This is a genomic window from Lagierella sp. (assembly GCF_029983815.1).
Classification (GTDB): domain Bacteria; phylum Bacillota; class Clostridia; order Tissierellales; family Peptoniphilaceae; genus Mediannikoviicoccus.
This window is the reverse complement of record NZ_JASBYU010000006.1, coordinates 39,767-56,667: the sequence shown is the minus strand read 5'-3', so window position 1 is coordinate 56,667 and position 16,901 is coordinate 39,767. Positions and strand designations below refer to the sequence as shown.

Genomic DNA, 16,901 nt, shown 5'->3' with positions numbered 1-16,901 from the left:
ATTGAAAGAAGGAAAAATTATTAAGGTATCCGGACCTTTAGTTGTAGCTGAAGGTATGGATAATGCCAATGTTTATGACGTTGTTGAAGTTTCAGAAGATAAGCTCATCGGAGAAATCATTGAGATGAGAGGTGACAAAGCCTCCATTCAGGTATATGAGGAGACTACAGGAATTGGACCTGGAGATAAGGTTGTAACTACAGGTTCTCCTTTGTCTATAGAATTGGGACCGGGCCTTATTGAGCAGATGTTTGACGGGATTCAAAGACCCCTTCAAGCTTTGCAAGACGCCGCTGGAGATTTCTTAACTAGAGGAGTTTCTGTAAAGGCGCTAAATAGGGAGAAAAAATGGGACTTTGTTCCAACTGTAAAAGCTGGAGACGAAGTTACCCCGGGAGATGTAATTGGTACAGTTCAAGAGACACCAATTGTAAGTCATAAGATAATGGTTCCGATGGGAGTAAAGGGAACTGTAAAGGACATTAAATCTGGATCTTTTACAGTAGTTGAGACTGTGTGTACCGTAGAAACTGAAAATGGCGACAAAGAACTTACCATGATGCAAAAATGGCCTGTTAGAACTGGTAGACCATATGTTAAGAAGTTGGACCCTACAGAGCCTCTTGTTACAGGACAAAGGGTTATAGACACCTTCTTCCCAGTAACTAAAGGAGGAGCTGCAGCCATACCAGGACCCTTTGGTTCAGGAAAGACGGTTGTACAGCATCAGCTTGCAAAATGGGCGGATGCAGAGATAGTTGTCTACGTTGGTTGTGGTGAACGTGGAAACGAGATGACAGACGTTCTTATGGAATTCCCTGAAATCATCGACCCTAAGACAGGGGAATCTCTGATGAAGAGAACAGTGCTTATAGCAAATACATCCAATATGCCGGTTGCGGCGAGAGAAGCATCCATCTATACTGGTATAACAATCTCTGAGTACTTTAGAGACATGGGATATTCAGTGGCCATGATGGCGGACTCCACATCTAGATGGGCGGAGGCTCTAAGAGAGATGTCCGGTCGTCTTGAAGAGATGCCTGGAGACGAAGGTTATCCTGCGTATCTTGCATCAAGAATTGCAGACTACTACGAGAGAGCGGGTAAGGTAGTATGTGTAGGTGAAGATGAAAGAGTTGGAGCACTTACTGTAATTGGAGCGGTTTCACCTCCTGGTGGAGATATTTCAGAGCCGGTTTCCCAAGCGACTTTAAGAATTGTAAAGGTGTTCTGGGGACTTGACTACGCTCTTTCCTACAGAAGACACTTCCCTGCAATCAACTGGCTAAATTCCTATTCACTATATCAAGTAAAGGTAGATAGGTATTTAGATGAAAATATAGACAAGAACTTCTCAAAGCTTAGAATGAGAGCAATGGCACTTTTACAAGAAGAGTCAGCGCTACAAGAAATAGTTAGACTGGTAGGTAGGGACTCCCTTTCTGAAACAGACCAACTAAAACTTGAAGTTACAAAGTCAATAAGAGAAGACTTCTTGCAACAAAATGCCTTCCATGAAGTGGACACCTACTGTTCACTGGCAAAACAGTATAAGATGTTAGAACTTGTTCTTTCATTCTATGACGAGGCCCTTGAAGCCTTAGACAGTGGGGCATATATGTCAGAAATTGAAAACATGGAAATTAGAGAAAGAATTGCAAGATCTAAGAATATTCATGAAGATGATTTAAATAAATTTGAAGATATAAAATCCGACATGAAGGATGAATTTTCTAAATTAGTTGAAAAAGGAGGTACTATTAATGCTTAAAGAATATAAATCAGTTTCTGAAGTTGTAGGACCTCTTATGGCAGTAGAAGGAGTTTCTGGAGTTAAGTTTGAAGAACTTGTGGACATTCAACTTCAAAATGGGGAAAAGAGAAGAGGTCGTGTTATAGAGATCAACGGAGATCAGGCTATGGTGCAAATCTTCGAGGGTTCAGCAGGTATAAACTTAAAGGAGACGACTGTTAGATTCTTAGGAAGACCCCTTGAACTTGGGGTATCCGAGGACATGATAGGAAGAGTATTCGATGGTTTAGGAAATCCAATCGATAATGGTCCAAAGCTAATTCCGGAAAAGTCCATCGACATAAACGGAACGCCTATAAACCCGGTGGCAAGGGACTACCCATCAGAGTTTATCCAAACTGGAATTTCTACAATTGATGGGCTTAACACCTTGGTTAGAGGTCAAAAGTTGCCTATATTCTCCGCTTCTGGTCTGCCACATAACAATGTTGCAGCACAGATAGCAAGACAGGCAAAGGTACTTGGTGGAAAGGATAAGTTCGCCGTAGTCTTTGCAGCTATGGGTATCACCTTTGAAGAGGCGCAGTTCTTTATAGACGACTTTACCGAAACCGGTGCCATAGATAGGGCTGTTTTATTTATAAACCTTGCAAATGACCCGGCAATCGAAAGACTTGCAACTCCGAAGATGGCACTGACCTGTGCAGAGTACTTGGCCTTTGAAAAGGACATGCACGTACTTGTAATCTTGACGGACATGACAAATTATGCTGAAGCCCTTCGTGAAGTATCTGCTGCTAGAAAGGAAGTACCAGGAAGACGTGGATATCCAGGATATCTATATACCGACCTTTCTACAATATATGAAAGAGCAGGTAGAGTTAAGGGAAGAAAGGGTTCCATCACCCAAATACCAATCTTGACCATGCCTGAAGAGGATATAACCCATCCAATCCCTGACTTGACAGGGTATATAACTGAAGGACAGATAATCCTATCAAGGGATTTGTACAAATCTGGTATTGAACCACCTATATTTGTAATTCCTTCACTTTCCCGTCTAAAGGACAAGGGTATTGGTAAGGGTAAGACCAGAGAAGACCATGCAGACACCATGAACCAAATCTATGCTGGATATGCATCGGGAAGAGAGGCCAGGGACTTGGCGGTAATCCTAGGAGAAACTGCACTTTCCAACGCAGACAAAGCCTTCGCGAAATTTGCAGAGGAATTTGAAAAGGAATATGTAAACCAAGGTTATTATAACAATAGAACCATTGAAGAAACTCTTAACTTAGGTTGGAAATTGCTTAGAATAATTCCAAGAACTGAGCTTAAGAGAATCAGAGATGAATATTTGGATAAGTATTTGGATCAAAAGACTCAAGGGGATGATTAGATGGCTAAGCTAAATGTTAACCCTACAAGAATGAAATTGTCAGAGTTAAAGGCCAGACTTACAACCTCTAAGAGAGGACATAAACTTCTAAAGGACAAACAGGATGAGCTGATGCGACGATTCATCAGCCTTATCCGAAGAAACAAGGAACTTAGGGAAGAGGTAGAGGAGGAGCTTAGTAAGTCATTTAAGGACTTTTTATTGGCTTCTGCCATCATGAGTCCCGAATTTCTTGAAGAGGCGGTTTCCTTTCCGAAACAGAGTATCGGAGTGGAAATTGAAGAAAAGAATATTATGTCCGTAAACATTCCCGTTATGAGTTTTAAAAAGACAGAGTCAGAAAACTCCACAGGAATCTACCCCTATGGATATGCTCAAACTTCTGCGGAATTGGACAATGCCATTGACGGTTTGAACAGGATAATGGATAAATTGTTGGAACTTGCAGAAGTTGAAAAAGCTTGTCAACTGATGGCAAAGGAGCTTGAAAAGACAAGAAGAAGAGTTAACGCTCTCGAGTACAGAACCATTCCAGACTTAGAGGAAACTATTAAATATATCAGATCAAAACTAGATGAAAATGAAAGGGCAACCATCACAAGACTGATGAAGGTCAAGGATATCATTGCCGAAAGATAGTGTTAGCAGTATGTTGGAAGCAAATTCTAGCATGCTGCTTTTTTTATTCTTATAATGCGCTTGAATTATCTGAAAATTTAAAAGATTTTTTCATTTACAAAGTTATAATCTATCTTTAACCTGTTTGATTATATTAAAACTCTCTGGTTGTGATATACTTTAATAAGAAAAGATTGATGAAATAAAAAATAAGAAGGTTGGTGCTTATGAAGAGAATAGTATTTGTTAGACATGGCCAAAGTGAATGGAATCTTCAAAACCGTTTCACCGGTTGGGTGGACGTGGATTTATCTGAAAAGGGATATGAAGAGGCAAAAAATTCTGGAGAGCTTATTAAAAAAGCGGGAATTGAATTTGATTTTGCCTACACTTCAGTTTTGAAGAGGGCCATCAAGACCTGTAATATCATTTTGGAAGAAATAGACCAAATGTGGGTTCCAGTAGTTAAGTCCTGGAGGCTTAATGAAAGACATTATGGTGCGTTACAAGGTCTTAACAAGGCGGAGACTGCTGAAAAATATGGTGACGAACAGGTTCATATCTGGAGAAGGTCCTATGATGTACTTCCACCGCTCCTTGATGAAAATTCCAAGGACTATCAAGGTAATCAAAGAATGTATAGTCAGCTTCCAAAGGGAACCGTGCCATTTGGTGAAAATTTAAAAGTTACCTTGGATAGGGTAATTCCATTTTGGGAAGATGAAATTGCGCCAAAGGTTCTTGATAACAAGACAGTTCTTGTGGCAGCCCATGGAAATTCACTAAGGGCTTTAGTAAAACATATTGAATTTATTTCCGACGAGGAGATAATGGGTCTAGAAATTCCAACAGGCCATCCTATGGTTTTGGAATTAAATGACGACCTTACACTATCAAAGAAATATTACTTGTAAAGAGGAGGCTTTTTGCCTCTTTTTTAATATAGACTTTAATTAACGATATCGTTGATGTTGCTTAATTATATCTGACTTTACAAAAATGGATTTAAAACCATAGAATATAGGGGATTTATTAGAAAACTTAACTTTTGATTCTGGATGTTTTAAGACAAAAACACAAAATTAAAGTCACACAATATGTTTTTAAAGCCTTGGATAAATGTTAAGAAAAGATATATAAAATTAACACAAAATTAACATCCCTTTGATACTATATTTTTAATCTGTGAAAATATGTTTTTTTGACATGTTGTAACAATAAAACTATAGATTGATCCTAGGGTATATAAATGTTGAGGTGATGTGATGAAATATGGAATTATAGATATAGGCTCAAATACTATTAGACTTAATATGTACTTAGTCGATGAGAATAAGCAAATAACTTCCCTGACAAATAAAAAATACGTGGCGGGAATTGCCTCCTATGTAAATAAGGGTTTTTTAACTAAAAAAGGTGCGGATAAAATCGTTGGAATTTTAAATAAATTATTTTTACTCTGCGACACCTTTGGTGTGGACAAGGTCTACCCCTTTGCAACTGCTTCTCTAAGAAATATCAAAAACTCTGAAGAGGTTTTAGAGTATGTTGATAAACAGGTTGGAAAGAATATCGATTTGGTTTCTGGAAATGAGGAAGCAAATCTTGGATATCTTGGAATAAGACAGGACTTTGACCTAGTAGACGGATATATTTTGGATATTGGTGGTGGTTCTACGGAGATTACACTTGTTTGTGGAGGAGAGATACACTATTCCAATTCCTTAAAACTAGGTTCGCTATCCCTTTTAGAAGGCTATTGTAAGGGGATAATTCCAACAAAATCTGAAGCTAAGAAGATGGAAAAAGAGATTAAAAAGACACTAAAGAAGTTTAACATTCCCAAGGTAAGGGGAAAACCCGACGTCTATGGTATAGGTGGTACCATAAGAGCTTGTGGCAATGTTTCGATGGAATTATTTGACTTGCCAACTCCCTGTGAGCTGGACAGAACGCTTTTAGACAATTTATATTCAAAGATTATTGAACAAAAGTCGGAAGCCATAAAGCAGGTGCTTCAAGTAAATCCAGCAAGGATACATACTATTACTCCCGGTATGATAATACTTAGACAGATTTTAAACTATTTAAATGTTCAAAATCTCTATATTAGCGACAAGGGAGCAAGGGAAGGATATTTATATAAAGTTTTAAATTTAACTATTTAAGGAGAGAGACATGACTTTAAATACTGAAACAAAAGGTGAAGGGAAAAATAAAAAGGAAAGAATTTACAACTATTCTAGAAATAGAGAGCTGTCCTGGTTAGGATTTAATCAAAGGGTTCTTAGGGAGGCCTTAGATGAGAATAATCCTAGCTATGAAAAGTTAAAATTTATTAGTATCTTTAACAGTAATTTAGACGAATTTTACAATGTAAGGGTAGGGTCCTTGAATGACTTGACCTTATTGAAAAATCCGCCAGAAGATAATAAGACTGGAATGACTCCACAGGAACAACTTGATCTAATCTATGAAAAGACTAGAAAGTTACTAAAGGAAAATGAAGAGCTTTACTATAGGGTAATGGGTGAATTAAAACAATATGGAATTCAGTCCTATACCTATGATGAACTGGATGGGGAACAAAAGGAATTTATTTCAAATATTTATGATGACCATATTAAGCCGATTTTGGCGCCGCAAATCATAGACTTCTTTCATCCCTTTCCATTTATAGAGAATAAAAACATCTATATTATCTGTGAGCTGAGTTACAAGGACAAGTACAGCCTAGGTCTTTTACCAATCCCAGACTCCTTGCCAAGTTTTTATATGCTTGGAGACAAAAAGTGGATTAGGACCGAAAGGATTCTAAAGGAAAAGGTACAGGATATCTTCTCAAACTATACTGTTAAAAAAACCTATGTTATGAACCTTCATAGAAACATGGACATCAACTATGAAGAACACTTGGAAGACCAAGTTGACGACTATAGGATGCAGATGAAAAAGCTATTGAAGAAGAGGACTAGACTTCAAGTTGTAAGGGTTAACACAGATAGTCCGCTGGATCACCAAACCAAGGAGTTTTTAAAGGAACATTTAAATATAAAGGACTACCAGTTCTTTACCTATACCAGTCCTTTTAATATGGGAAATGTCTTTGGTCTAGAGTCCATGTTAAAGACCAAATGTGACCCAACCATATTCTATAATGCCTTTAGTCCAAAGGTTGGGGAGATGATTGAGTCGGACAAGTCCTTGTTCCAACAGATTGAAGAAAAGGACAGACTTTTAATCTATCCCTATGAAGACATTGATAGCTTCTTGAAACTATTGGAAGAGGCAGCGGAAAATCCCGATGTTATTTCAATCAAGATTACCATCTATAGACTTGCTAAAAATTCCAGAGTTGTAAAAAATCTTGTAAAGGCCAGGGAAAATGGAAAGGATGTTACGGTTATGTTGGAGCTTAGGGCAAGGTTTGATGAAGAGTCCAACATTAACTACTCCCAGATCCTTTACAACGAAGGATGTACAATCCTATATGGTACTGAAGACTACAAAGTTCATTCCAAGGTATGTTTGATAACCTATAAGGACCAGGAAGGAAATATAAAGTATATCAGTCAAATAGGTACAGGTAATTACAATGAGTCCACTTCTAAACAATACTCTGACATCTCTTTGATGACTGCACACCAAGGGATTGGTAAGGACTGTTACAACTTCTTTAACCATATAAACCTAGAAAATGTAAATAACAATTACTCCCATATTCTGGCAGCTCCCTACTCACTAAAGGTTACAATTATAGAAAAGATTGAAAAGGAGATTGCGAAAGGGGAAAATGGTAAGATTTTCTTTAAATACAATTCCTTAACGGACAAGGACATTATGATGAAGCTTGAAGAGGCTTCAAGGAATAAAGTTCAGGTTAGGATGATAATTAGAGGGATTTCCTGTCTGAGACCAGGGGTTGAAGGTTTTACTGACAATATCGAAATCAGAAGTATCGTTGGAAGATACCTAGAGCATCCAAGAGTTCTTATCTTTGGAGACAATGAAGAGGTATTTATAGGATCCTCCGACCTTATGACTAGAAACCTTGTACGAAGGGTTGAAGTAATGGTTCCTATCTATGACGAATTCATTAAAAAGAAGATTATTGAGTATATGGACATTCAGTGGAAAGACAATACCAAGGCAAGAATTATGAATTCTTCTGGAATTTATGAGCCTGTTCCAGTTGAACCGGGAGATGAACTTGTAAACTCTCAAGAGACCATGATGAGACTTGCAATAGAAAGAGAACTTAAACCAGTACCTTTTACGGTAACTCCTAAGGAAGAATCTAAGAAAGAAGAAGAAAAACTGTCCTTCTTTGATAGAATAAAAAGATTTTTTGGAATTAAATAAAAAGACAGCAAGAACCCAAGATGATTGATCATCTTGGGTTCCTTTAGAGCAATTAGAATGTAAGTTATATATTAAGTAGAGTTTACTTATTGTCTATTTTGTTTTCCTTCATCTTTTCTAAACATTTTGGACAAATCCCAAACATAAAAAGATTCCTATTTAAAACTTTATGATCTGAAAGCTCCTTTGGATTTATGGAGCCTAGGTCAAATTCAAAATCAGAAAGATCACCACATTCTACGCATTTAAAATGGCCATGGGGTTTAGTTACTATGTCAAACCTCGCTTCCACATCGTCAATCTTGATCTCGTTGACAAGCCCTGCTTCTTTTAAAGTGGACAAAGTATTGTAGACTGTAGTTTTAGATAATGTTGGAATTTCAGGTGCTAATGCAGAGTAGATCTCATCCACTGTGGGATGGCTCTTGTTTTTTTCTAAATATTCCAATATTTTTATTCTCTGAAAAGTTGGCCTAATATCAGACTTTACAAGTTCTTTTTTAAAATTATCCAACAAAATCATGTTGTCCATTTGATTCATTCCTTCTTAATTAATAGATCTATACTGATATTATACCACTTTTCCAATATAAAATCCCAAAAAATGCAGATTATCTTATAAAAATAGAAAATAATTAGCTAATTATGACATTTTTGTAAATTTTAATCTACAAAAAAAACTCAATAGATAAAAAACTGCCATTATGGTTTGTTACGTAGTAAAAACCGCCATGAAAAAATTCACAGCGGTATCCTTTAAGCAATATATGCTAAGAAATGGGAAAGTCCTATTCCAAAGAAAGTTCCTGTAATAGTTCCCAACAATGCCATTAGCACTGCAATTGGTACTAGAGATTGTGAGTAAGCCGCTGCAAGTACTGGTGCAGAAGCAACACCTCCAATATTGGCAAGGGAGGCAACTCCACAGGTGAATAGGTCCATTTTAAATAACTTACTTATCAAGGTCATAAGAAGTCCATGAACTATAAGAACTACAAATCCTGTCAAGATATAGGCAGGTGCCTCTGTAAGTTCCTTGAAGTTTGCATTTGATGCAATTAGACCGATTAGCATATACAACATCACATTTGAAAGCTCCGGTGATCCAGGAACTTTAGCAAGGGGAGTCATTGCGCAAATAACCCCAAGGATTGTGGTTGTAATAATTGCCAATCCAGTTTGACCCATAAAGGATAGTCCTGGAAGTTCTGCAAGCTTTCCACCAATTACATTGGTAATTGCTGTTACGGCTAAAGAAACACCCAGTAAAAAGAAAATATCCTGATAGGTAATAACCTTACTGATCTTTGAAAACTTCTCTGTTAGATGAGCGTTGATATTGTCGATCTTTGTCGTATCTGCCTTGGTCCACTTGTTAAATTTATTAGCAAAGGGAACAAGGAATAACAAGAACATTATCCAAATAGAATAGTCTATTGAATCTATCAACAAGGTATATCCCATTCCTGAACCTTCAAGTCCTATAGCCTCTTGTACGGCAACCATGTTTTGGGTCCCTCCTACCCAACTACCTGCCAAGGCTCCCAAGGTTTGATGGGCGTTGTCAGCAAGACTTCCCTTAAAAATAGAAAAGGCTATGACAAAGCCTAAGATAATTGTAACACTTGATGTAAAGAATGATATAATCATTCTAGGTCCAAGTTTTGCAATGTCTCTTAAGTCTGCTCTAAGGAGCATCAAGAAAATCATCGCTGGTAAAATTGCATCCTTAATAACGGATCTTGCGTTTGAAACACTTTCTGCAGACATGTCCCAAACCTTAAATGTGGATAGTAGCATTGAGCCAAAGTAAATAATAACCATCGCCGGTACATATTTAAAGAAACGGCCGTCTTTATATTTCTTTTCCAGCCAAAGTAGTATACCGGAGATGAAGAACAATAGCGCAATGAATTGTAATCCATCTGTAATCATATAATCTCCTCCTTTTTATGAAATACATAAATATTTTACTACATTAAACAACAAATGTTCAAGTAATGATAAAGTAATATAGTAGGGCGAAATTGATTGAAACAATCATTAAAATATAATTTTACATAGGAAGAGCTCTTCTATATCCCTTTGAAAAAAACTAAAATATTTGTAAAAAATTTTACCCTAAACTGGAATTAATTGAAACATGTAGTATAATAAACAGAGGAAAAAACAAGGAGGAATTATGTCTAGGAAAATTTATGGTGTTAATGAAAAAGTACCAGGTTCAATGCTCCTGCCACTAAGCTTGCAACATACATTTGCAATGTTTGGGGCTTCGGTATTGGTACCTATAGTTTTGAAATTTGATCCTGCCATCGTATTGTTGATGAATGGTATTGGAACATTGTTATTTATACTGATTACTCAGGGAAAGGCTCCTGCCTACCTAGGTTCAAGCTTTGCTTTTCTAGGACCTGCAGGAATAATCATTTCCCAAATGGGCCCAGAATATGCCCAAGGTGGTTTTATAGCCATCGGACTGATTGGCTGTATACTTGCCTACATCATCTATAAGTTTGGAACTGACTGGATTGGTGTAGTTTTACCACCGGCAGCAATGGGCTCTGTAGTTGCACTAATCGGTTTTGAGTTGGCAGGGTCTACTGTTAACGGAGGAAAGATCGGTGCGGAGATTATGACGGAAAATGCATCACCGGAACATATAATCATATTCTTGGTTACACTTTCCGTAGCCATTATCGGTTCGGTTTCCTTTAGGAAGTTCTTTGCAACTATTCCAATTCTAATAGCCATAGTAGTTGGTTATCTTACAGCCTTTGCTTTCGGAATGGTGGACTTTAGTCCAGTTCTTGAAGCAAAACTATTCACTCTTCCAACATTTAGAGCTCCAGCCTTTGATTTAAAGGCAATTTTGACTATGTTACCAGTTATCCTAGTAATAGCGTCAGAGCATATAAGTCACCAGGTGGTAACCTCTAATATAATAGGGAAGAATCTATTAAAGGATCCAGGACTTCATAGATCCATCTTTGCAGACAACTTTTCTACTGCATTGTCTGGACTAATAGGTGGAGTTCCAACCACAACCTATGGTGAAAACATTGGTGTAATGGCAGTAACTGGGGTTTACTCTGTATATGTGATTGCTGGAGCAGCTTGTATTTCCATATTGATGGCCTTTATTGGACCGCTTTCTGCTCTAATATCTACAATTCCAGGAGATGTAATTGGTGGGGTAACCTTCTTACTTTACGGTATGATAGGCTCTTCAGGAATTAGACTTCTGGTAGATGACAGAGTGGACTATTCAAAGTCTAAAAATCTAATACTTACTTCAGTAATCTTTGTAACTGGACTTTCAGGGGTTACATTGAATCTTGGAGGAGTACAGCTTTCAGGAATGGTGCTTTCATCATTGGTAGCTGTGGTATTAAGTCTTATCTTCTATATATTTGACAGAGTAGGACTTATGAATGAATAATTTAAGGAAGTAATTATGCTTCCTTTTTTCATTTCTTACATTTGATTTTGAAACCTCTACATGCTTTCACAAAAAAATTTAAACTTGATGGAAAGTTTGATATAATGATTGAGTAGATGAGGGGGATAATATGAGGATTTTTAAGAAAAATTTAAATGAAATTTCTTTGAATGAAGCTTATTTGATTTCAAAGCATATTATCCTGTGGATAGACAATTATATATTTAAATTTCAGAGGGAACTGACTAAGGGATTGGTGTGTTCTCTTAAAGTAGGTACAAATTAGGAGAATCCGATAGGGGTTCTCTATTTTATTAACGATCTAACTCTAGTTTTTGATTGTTTAACTTACAAGAATTTAATCCAAATTATTACAAGGGGAGGAATTATGAGAATACTTATAATTGGTAGCGGAGGCAGGGAATACGCTATAGGACATAAACTACTGGAAGGCGATAGTAGCCGTGAGCTTTATTTTGCTCCTGGAAATGGAGGAACTAAAGCCCTTGGAGAAAATGTAGGTATAGAAAGTGAAGACTTGGAGGCGCTTGTTAAATTTGCACTTGAAAAAGAGATCGACTTTACAGTAGTGGGACCGGAAGCACCGCTTTGCGAAGGTGTTGTAGATCTATTTGAAGAAAAAGGTCTAAAGGTATTTGGTCCTAAGGAAAAAGAGGCTATGTTTGAAAAGTCCAAGGCATTTACAAAGGACTTTTTAACTAGACATAATATAAAGACTGCCGACTATCTGGAAACAGACAAGGTAGAAGAGGCTAAGGATTTTTCAAATAAACTGATAGAAGAAAAGGGAAAAGCTGTACTTAAAGCTGATGGTCTTGCAGCTGGCAAGGGTGTAAAAATTGTCAATAATATTGAAGAATCAGACAAATTCATAGAAGAAGTACTCAATGACGGCGTTTTTGAGGAGAAGAAAATTGTCGTTGAAGAATTTATCCAAGGCTTTGAGATGAGTTTAATAGTACTTACCGACTCTAAGAACATGGTAGTACTTCCAACCTCTAAGGATCATAAGAAGGTATTTGAAAATGAAAAGGGTCCTAATACTGGAGGAATGGGAACATATGCTCCCAACTTAGAGGCGGAAAGCTTTATGCCAAAGGTAAGAGAAGAGATTTTAGACAAGGTTTTAATGGGCTTTAAAGAAGAAAACCTAGACTATAGAGGAGCTCTATTTATAGGCCTTATGATAAATCAAAGTGGAATCTATGTTCTTGAATTTAACGTAAGGTTTGGAGACCCTGAAACTCAAGTAATCCTTCCGCTTATAGAAAATGACTTACTTGACCTACTTGAAAAGACTGCTTCAGGAGAGCTGAATTCTGTAGATCTTAAGGTAAACGATAAAAAGGCAATTTGTCTTGTCCTTACTTCAGGTGGCTACCCAGGAGATTATAAAAAGAACTTAAAGATTGATATTGGTGAAGATATTAAGTCCGATATTATTCACGCTGGAACCAAAAAAGAGGGAGAGGACTACTTCACATCCGGTGGTAGAGTGTTAAACCTGGTAGCTTTAAGTGACGACTTTGACGATGCAAAAAACCAAGTCTATGAAGACGCTAAGAAGATAAACTTTGAAGATATTCAATATAGAAAGGACATAGGACCAACTGTAAAGAGGGTTTATGTTTGTAAGAAGGACAGGTTCAACTATAGGGCTAAGGAATTAAAAGAGGAAATCCAAAATGCACTGGGAATTGAGCCTAAGGATGTTCAAATTTACAATAGATATGACATGGAAATATCCGACAATGATTTGGATAGGATAAAAGATACCATCCTTTCTGAAAAAGTTGTGGACTCCATCTATATAGGAAAAGAGGCCTTGGACTTACAGGCTTCCATGGAAAATGCAATCTGCGTATCCTATTTACCAGGTCAATTTGACCAAAGAAGACAGGCTTTAATTGACACTTGCTATTTGGTTTTGGGAAAGGAAGTAAATTCTCAAACTTCAACTGTCTACTCCATAACAGGTGTTACTGAGGAAGAAGTAGATAGAATTGCTCAGTTTTTGGTAAATCCTGTGGACTCACAAAGGGTCCCTCTTCTTGGAATTCCAACTACATTGGCACAACAGGGAAGTGTAAACAGGGACAATCCTGTATTTAAGCGCTTTATTGAACTTGATGACCTTGGCCTTGAAAAGTTCTTAGAAGAGCAAAATCTTGCCATGAGTTTGGAAGATTTAAAATGCATCAGGGACTACTTTAAGAGTGAAAAGAGAGACCCTAATATTACTGAAATAAGAGTTTTGGATACCTACTGGTCAGACCATTGTAGACATACGACTTTTAACACCTTCTTAAAGGTAGGTTTTAGTGAAAAGACGGCACTAGACACCATCATAAGGGAAACCTTCCAAGACTATCTATGTATGAGGGAGAGTCTTGGCGTTACAAAGGAAATCTCCTTGATGAACCTTGGTACCATTTTAGGAAAATACTTTAGGGAAACGGGAGAACTTGAAGACTTAGAGATTTCATCCGAGATAAATGCATGTTCTGTAAAGATAAAGGTAAGGGTTGACATAGACGGAAAAGAGGAACTTAGGGACTACCTTTTGATGTTTAAGAATGAAACCCACAATCACCCTACAGAAATTGAACCATTGGGTGGAGCGAGTACCTGCCTAGGTGGTGCAATCAGAGACCCGCTTTCTGGAAGATCCTATGTTTATCAAGCCATGAGAATTTCTGGAGCAGATGACCCAAGACAGGAAATTGATAAGACATTACCTGGAAAGTTACCTCAACTTAAAATTGTTCGTGAAGCTGCACTAGGCTACTCTTCCTATGGAAACCAAATCGGTTTACCTTCTGGATTTGTAGAGGAAGTTTATCACCCAGGCTATGTAGCTAAAAGACTTGAAGCAGGAGCAGTTATAGCGGCGGCTCCAATGGAAAATGTCGTTCGAGAAGAGCCAGAGCTTGGCGACATAGTCCTTCTTCTAGGTGGAAAGACTGGAAGGGACGGAATTGGTGGAGCGACTGGTTCATCTAAGACCCATACTGAGGAATCCATCAACACCGAGTCTGCACAGGTTCAAAAGGGTAATGCTCCAGAAGAAAGAAAGATTCAAAGACTCTTTAGAAATGGAAATGTTACAAGACTTATAAAGAAGTGTAACGACTTTGGTGCAGGGGGAGTTTGTGTTGCCATTGGTGAAATTGCCGATGGAATCACCATTCACTTGGACAGAGTGCCTTTAAAATATAGGGGACTTAGCCCAATGGAAATTGCAATCTCCGAATCCCAAGAGAGGATGGCGGTTTTAATAAGGGAGACCGACTATAAGGAGTTTGCAAAATACTGTGACATGGAAAACCTTGAATACACAAAGGTTGCTGAAATAAATGACAAAAATAGAATGATAATGTACTTTGAAGATGAAGTTGTATGTGAACTATCCTATGACTTTATCAACACCAATGGAGCAACAAGAAACCAAGATGTGATGGTGGATAATGAAGACGTACCTACAATTTTGAAAAATAAAGACAATAGTCCTGAAAATCTAAAGGACTATTTAGGCGATTTGAATATTACAAGTCAAAAGAACTTAATGGAACTATTCGATGCATCCGTTGGTAGAGGTACAGTCTTACACCCATATGGAGGTAAAAAGCAGTACAACCAGTCTCAGGCAATGGCTGCACTTATCCCATATACTGATGAATATAAGACTAAGACTTCCTCTATAATGAGCTATGGATTTAACCCTTATCTTTCTGAACAATCTCAGTTTTTAGGAGGGTACTATGCAGTTATCGAATCCATTTCTAAACTTGTTGCAACAGGATCCGACCTTAACAAGATAAGACTAACATTCCAAGAATATTACGAGCGACTTACAGATGAAAAGTCCTGGTCAAAACCACTAAAATCACTACTTGGAGCATATGTGGCTGCAAAGTTCTTCAAGGCACCTCCAATTGGAGGAAAGGACTCTATGAGTGGAACCTTTGAAGACATTTCAGTGCCACCAACTCTAATTTCCTTTGCTGTGACTACAGAAGATCTTGAAAATATCACATCTCAAGACTTTAAAGGAAAGGGTCATCTGGGACTTGTAAACATTTCATTTGATAAAAATGGAATGCTTGATTTGGAAGAGTTAAAGGCAAATATGGAAAAAATCCACGAAGATATAGTAGATGGAAACATCATTACTGCAATTGCCGTAAACCACAAGGGTACATTACCGCTGATTTATACTAATGCTGTGGGAAATACAGGTTTTGACATTGAATTAGAGGATCTATATTCACCAAGGTATGGAACATTTATAGTTGAATACCTTGAAGACAGGGACTTTATTGAAAAAATAGGTGAGTTTTCTGATGATATAGTTGTAAATAAAGTCAAACTTGATGAACAGGCCCTTGAAGAAAACTATCTTCACACTTTAGACAAGGTGTTTAAACCAAAGGAAAATATTGAACTTAAGGAACTTCAAAACAATAGAGTAGAGAGAGGATTGGTTTCAAATAAACCTTGTGAAAAGCCATTTGTAACGGTAGCTTCCTTCCCAGGAACAAACAGTGAATGGGACACCCTAGAAGCCTTTAAGGAAAATGGTGCAACTGGTGAAGTTAAGGTCTTTAGAAACCAAGATAAAAATGATATCGAAGAGTCCATAACGGAATTGGCAGAGTCAATTAGAAAATCTCAAATATTTGCAATCCCAGGAGGTTTTTCCATGGGGGACGAACCTGATGGATCAGGAAAATTCATTGCCAATGTTTTAAGAAGCAAGGAGATTTCAGATGCAATTGACTACATGTTAGAAGAAAATGACGGACTTGTAATAGGAATTTGTAACGGATTCCAAGCCCTTATAAAGACAGGACTTCTTCCATATGGAAAAGTGACTGAAACCAAGGAAGAGGACCCATCCATAACCTTTAACACCTGCAGAAGACATATTGCATGTATTGCAGAGACTAAAGTCCTTACAAATAACTCTCCATGGTTGACAAGGGTTGAAGCTGGAAAGACCTACAAGGTTCCAATCTCCCATGGTGAGGGAAGATTTGTCCTTGGGGAAGATAAACTAAAGGAATTACTTGAAAACGAACAAGTTGTCAGCCAATATGTAGAAAACTATAATGGCGCTGATTATTCAATTGAGTCCATCATGTCAAAGGATGGTAAAATAATTGGTAAAATGGGTCATAGTGAAAGAGTTACACCGGATATCTATAAGAATATCTATGATATAGAAGTGCAAAACCTATTTGGTTCTGCAGTGGATTATTTTACTAAGGGCTTAGATAAATAAAGGAATTGAGGAGAAAATT

The 16,901-nt window shown here is 37.5% G+C and carries 11 protein-coding genes; 9 read left to right on the top strand and 2 right to left on the bottom strand.

Annotated features, from left to right (window positions below):
* Position 1 precedes the first annotated feature (1 nt).
* From Q1K37_RS04010 to ppk1, 6 genes are all read left to right on the top strand, one after another.
* Entirely contained in the window at positions 2-1,774 is a 1,773-nt protein-coding gene (locus Q1K37_RS04010) for a V-type ATP synthase subunit A (protein WP_300409591.1), read from the top strand.
* Positions 1,767-3,155 carry a V-type ATP synthase subunit B gene (locus Q1K37_RS04005; protein ID WP_300409589.1) on the top strand — a complete coding sequence of 463 codons (1,389 nt, stop codon included), beginning with the start codon at positions 1,767-1,769 and terminating at the stop codon, positions 3,153-3,155. The genes Q1K37_RS04010 and Q1K37_RS04005 overlap by 8 nt, the downstream gene beginning before the upstream one ends.
* Positions 3,156-3,794, top strand: a complete 639-nt coding sequence (locus Q1K37_RS04000; RefSeq protein WP_300409588.1) for a V-type ATP synthase subunit D — start codon at positions 3,156-3,158, stop codon at positions 3,792-3,794.
* Positions 3,795-4,000: 206 nt separating this feature from the next.
* Positions 4,001-4,687 (top strand): 2,3-diphosphoglycerate-dependent phosphoglycerate mutase, encoded by a 687-nt coding sequence (gene gpmA / locus Q1K37_RS03995; protein WP_300409587.1) that lies wholly within the window; start codon positions 4,001-4,003, stop codon positions 4,685-4,687.
* A 351-nt stretch (positions 4,688-5,038) separates the two neighbouring features.
* Positions 5,039-5,941, top strand: coding sequence for a phosphatase (locus tag Q1K37_RS03990; protein WP_300409585.1), 903 nt, complete (start codon positions 5,039-5,041; stop codon positions 5,939-5,941).
* Between the two features lie 10 nt (positions 5,942-5,951).
* Positions 5,952-8,135 (top strand): polyphosphate kinase 1, encoded by a 2,184-nt coding sequence (gene ppk1, locus Q1K37_RS03985; protein ID WP_300409583.1) that lies wholly within the window; start codon positions 5,952-5,954, stop codon positions 8,133-8,135.
* Between the two features lie 82 nt (positions 8,136-8,217).
* On the opposite strand, the gene Q1K37_RS03980 is transcribed toward ppk1, so the two are convergent.
* Together Q1K37_RS03980 and Q1K37_RS03975 are read right to left on the bottom strand one after the other, a co-directional pair.
* Complete coding sequence (locus Q1K37_RS03980) at positions 8,218-8,667, bottom strand: transcriptional repressor (RefSeq protein ID WP_300409581.1); 450 nt, start codon at positions 8,665-8,667, stop codon at positions 8,218-8,220.
* Positions 8,668-8,891: 224 nt separating this feature from the next.
* The gene (locus Q1K37_RS03975) at positions 8,892-10,070 is read right to left on the bottom strand and encodes a DUF819 family protein (RefSeq protein WP_300409580.1); all 1,179 of its coding nucleotides are present in this window, start codon (positions 10,068-10,070) and stop codon (positions 8,892-8,894) included.
* Between the two features lie 247 nt (positions 10,071-10,317).
* Between Q1K37_RS03975 and uraA the strand changes: the two genes are divergently transcribed.
* The 3 genes from uraA (at position 10,318) to Q1K37_RS03960 (ending at position 16,882) form a co-directional block, all read left to right on the top strand.
* The gene (uraA, locus tag Q1K37_RS03970) at positions 10,318-11,577 is read left to right on the top strand and encodes a uracil permease (protein ID WP_300409578.1); all 1,260 of its coding nucleotides are present in this window, start codon (positions 10,318-10,320) and stop codon (positions 11,575-11,577) included.
* A gap of 130 nt (positions 11,578-11,707) precedes the next feature.
* The gene (locus Q1K37_RS03965) at positions 11,708-11,863 is read left to right on the top strand and encodes a hypothetical protein (RefSeq protein WP_300409576.1); all 156 of its coding nucleotides are present in this window, start codon (positions 11,708-11,710) and stop codon (positions 11,861-11,863) included.
* A gap of 102 nt (positions 11,864-11,965) precedes the next feature.
* Positions 11,966-16,882 (top strand): phosphoribosylformylglycinamidine synthase, encoded by a 4,917-nt coding sequence (locus Q1K37_RS03960; protein ID WP_300409574.1) that lies wholly within the window; start codon positions 11,966-11,968, stop codon positions 16,880-16,882.
* Positions 16,883-16,901: the final 19 nt, after the last annotated feature.

Bases quoted from the DNA above. Each gene is read 5' to 3' on its own strand.
- Q1K37_RS03975 (WP_300409580.1), bottom strand. From the start codon at position 10,070: ATGATTACAGATGGATTACAATTCATTGCGCTATTGTTCTTCATCTCC.
- uraA (WP_300409578.1), top strand. From the start codon at position 10,318: ATGTCTAGGAAAATTTATGGTGTTAATGAAAAAGTACCAGGTTCAATG.
- ppk1 (WP_300409583.1), top strand. From the start codon at position 5,952: ATGACTTTAAATACTGAAACAAAAGGTGAAGGGAAAAATAAAAAGGAA.
- Q1K37_RS03980 (WP_300409581.1), bottom strand. From the start codon at position 8,667: ATGGACAACATGATTTTGTTGGATAATTTTAAAAAAGAACTTGTAAAG.
- Q1K37_RS03965 (WP_300409576.1), top strand. From the start codon at position 11,708: ATGAGGATTTTTAAGAAAAATTTAAATGAAATTTCTTTGAATGAAGCT.
- Q1K37_RS03960 (WP_300409574.1), top strand. From the start codon at position 11,966: ATGAGAATACTTATAATTGGTAGCGGAGGCAGGGAATACGCTATAGGA.
- Q1K37_RS04000 (WP_300409588.1), top strand. From the start codon at position 3,156: ATGGCTAAGCTAAATGTTAACCCTACAAGAATGAAATTGTCAGAGTTA.
- gpmA (WP_300409587.1), top strand. From the start codon at position 4,001: ATGAAGAGAATAGTATTTGTTAGACATGGCCAAAGTGAATGGAATCTT.
- Q1K37_RS04005 (WP_300409589.1), top strand. From the start codon at position 1,767: ATGCTTAAAGAATATAAATCAGTTTCTGAAGTTGTAGGACCTCTTATG.
- Q1K37_RS03990 (WP_300409585.1), top strand. From the start codon at position 5,039: ATGAAATATGGAATTATAGATATAGGCTCAAATACTATTAGACTTAAT.